The sequence below is a fragment of the Dietzia sp. E1 genome (genome assembly GCF_014145015.1).
GTDB lineage: Bacteria > Actinomycetota > Actinomycetes > Mycobacteriales > Mycobacteriaceae > Dietzia > Dietzia cinnamea_A.
On record NZ_JAALDU010000217.1, the window covers coordinates 1 to 2,218 of the forward strand.

Sequence of the window (2,218 nt, forward strand, 5' to 3'; positions counted from 1 at the left end):
GTACACCCGATCGTCGGCCTCGGCGGCCGCCACGACGGCCTCGGACTCGGCGAGGTCGTCGCCGACGGTCACCATGGCGGCGACGCCGGCGAGCGCGGCCCGGTCGGCGGCCGCGCGCACCTCATCCGCCGTGCGGTGTCCGCACGAGTACAGGTGCGTGTGCGCGTCGACGAGCCCGGGCAGCGCCTCGGGCAGGACAGGGGTCGGGCGGGACTTACGCTTACCCATGGCGGGCGCTCAGCCCTCCCCACCGTCGGTCGGGTGCTGGATGGGCGCCCAGGTCGGGCCGGTCTCGGCCAGCTCGGGATCGACCTTGGCGAACAGCGGGCTCGGTTTGGCCAGCGGCGTGCCGGGCGCGATCTCGGTGCGCCCCCACCGGGCCTGCTCGGCGGCGTAGTCGCCCATGATCACCGGATACGTGCGGCCGGCGGCGGGCAGCCCCTCGCCGACGAGCTCGACCGGCATGTCGTCGGTGACCTCGTGGACCTGCGGCGCGGCGGCCCACACGCCCTGCCCGCCGATCGCGCCGTGGATCTGCTGCGCGGCGGACGGCAGGTACGGGGTGAGCAGGGTGTTGGCGTCAGAGACCACCTGCAGGGCGGTGTGCAGGACGGTGCCCAGGCGCTCGCGCTGCTCGGGCTCCTTGGCCAGCTTCCACGGCTCGGTGGCGGCGATGTAGCGGTTCGCCGCGCCCACGATCCGCATGGCCTCGGTGACGCCGGCCTTGAACCGGGAGCGCTCGAGGTGCGCGCCGACGGTCGCGAAAGCGGACTCGGCGTCGCGCAACAGCTCGGCGTCGAGGTCGGTGAGGGTGCCGGGCCGCGGGATCTCGCCGAAGTTCTTGTGCGCCATGGACACGGTGCGGTTGACGAGGTTGCCCCAGCCGCCCACGAGCTCGGCGTTGGTGCGGCGCACGTACTCGTCCCAGGTGAAGTCGGTGTCCTGGTTTTCCGGCCCGGCCACGGCGATGAAGTAGCGCAGCGCGTCCGGGCCGAACTCGGCCAGGAAGTCCCGCACGTAGATCACGACGCCGCGCGAGGACGAGAACTTGGACCCGGACATCGTGAGGAACTCGCTCGAGACCACCTCGGTGGGCAGGGTGAGGGCCCCCAGGGGACCGGGCTCGCCGCCGTGGGCGCCCCGGCCGTCGTAGCCGATGAGCTCGGCCGGCCAGATCTGGGAGTGGAAGGTGATGTTGTCCTTGCCCATGAAGTAGTGGGACACGGCCTCGGGGTCGGTCCACCACCTGCGCCACGCCTCGGGCTCGCCGGTGCGCCACGCCCACTCGATGGACGCGGACAGGTACCCCACCACGGCGTCGAACCACACGTAGAGCTTCTTGTCGCCGCGGTCGGCCCAGCCGTCCACGGGGATGGGGATGCCCCAGTCGATGTCGCGGCTCATCGCGCGGGGGCGCAGGTCCTCGAGCAGGTTGAGGGAGAACTTGAGGACGTTGGGCCGCCAGTCCTTCCGCCCCTTCAGCCAGTCCCCCAGCGAGTCGGCCAGCGCCGGCAGGTCGAGGAACCAGTGCTCGGTCTCGATGAACTTCGGCGTCTCGCCGTTGATCCGCGAGCGCGGGTTCTTCAGGTCCGCCGGATCGAGCTGGTTACCGCAGTTGTCGCACTGGTCGCCGCGCGCGCCGTCGTCGCCGCAGATCGGGCAGGTGCCCTCGATGTAGCGGTCCGGCAGGGTGCGCCCGGTCGACGGGCTCACCGCGCCGGTGGTGGTCTTGGCGACCATGTAGCCGTTGCGGTGCAGCCCGCGGAACAGTTCCTGCACCACCGCGTAGTGGTTCCGCGTGGTGGTGCGGGTGAACAGGTCGTAGCTCAGGCCGAGCCCGGCCAGGTCGTCGACGATCACGCGGTTGTAGCGATCGGCGAGTTCCTGGACGGGCACGCCCTCCTTCTCGGCCTGCACGAGCAGCGGGGTGCCGTGCTCGTCGGTGCCCGAGACCATGAGGACGTCGTTGCCGGCCATGCGCTGGTAGCGCGAGAAGACGTCCGACGGCACCCCGAACCCCGAGACGTGTCCGATGTGTCGGGGGCCGTTCGCGTACGGCCATGCGACCGCGGTGAGGACTGTCTTCGCCATACCTACAGACTAGGTGGTGGTGGACCCGTCACCGGAGGTGGAGGTCCCCCCGGCGGCGGGAGCCGCGCCGGATCCGGCGGAAGCGGCACCCGGGTCCGCGGCGGCGGCTGGAGCGGCGGTCGGCGCC

General features: G+C 71.9%; 1 protein-coding gene and 1 pseudogene. Both read right to left on the minus strand.

What is annotated here, in order from left to right:
- Positions 1-228 (minus strand): annotated as a pseudogene (locus G6030_RS08350) (DNAase); the annotation flags it as partial.
- A 9-nt stretch (positions 229-237) separates the two neighbouring features.
- Positions 238-2,091: a methionine--tRNA ligase gene (gene metG / locus G6030_RS08355; protein WP_007632027.1), complete on the minus strand. Its 1,854-nt coding sequence runs from the start codon at positions 2,089-2,091 to the stop codon at positions 238-240.
- Between the last annotated feature and the right edge of the window lie 127 nt (positions 2,092-2,218).

Excerpts from the sequence above, each read along its gene's own strand:
- metG (WP_007632027.1), bottom strand. The coding sequence starts at position 2,091 with ATGGCGAAGACAGTCCTCACCGCGGTCGCATGGCCGTACGCGAACGGC.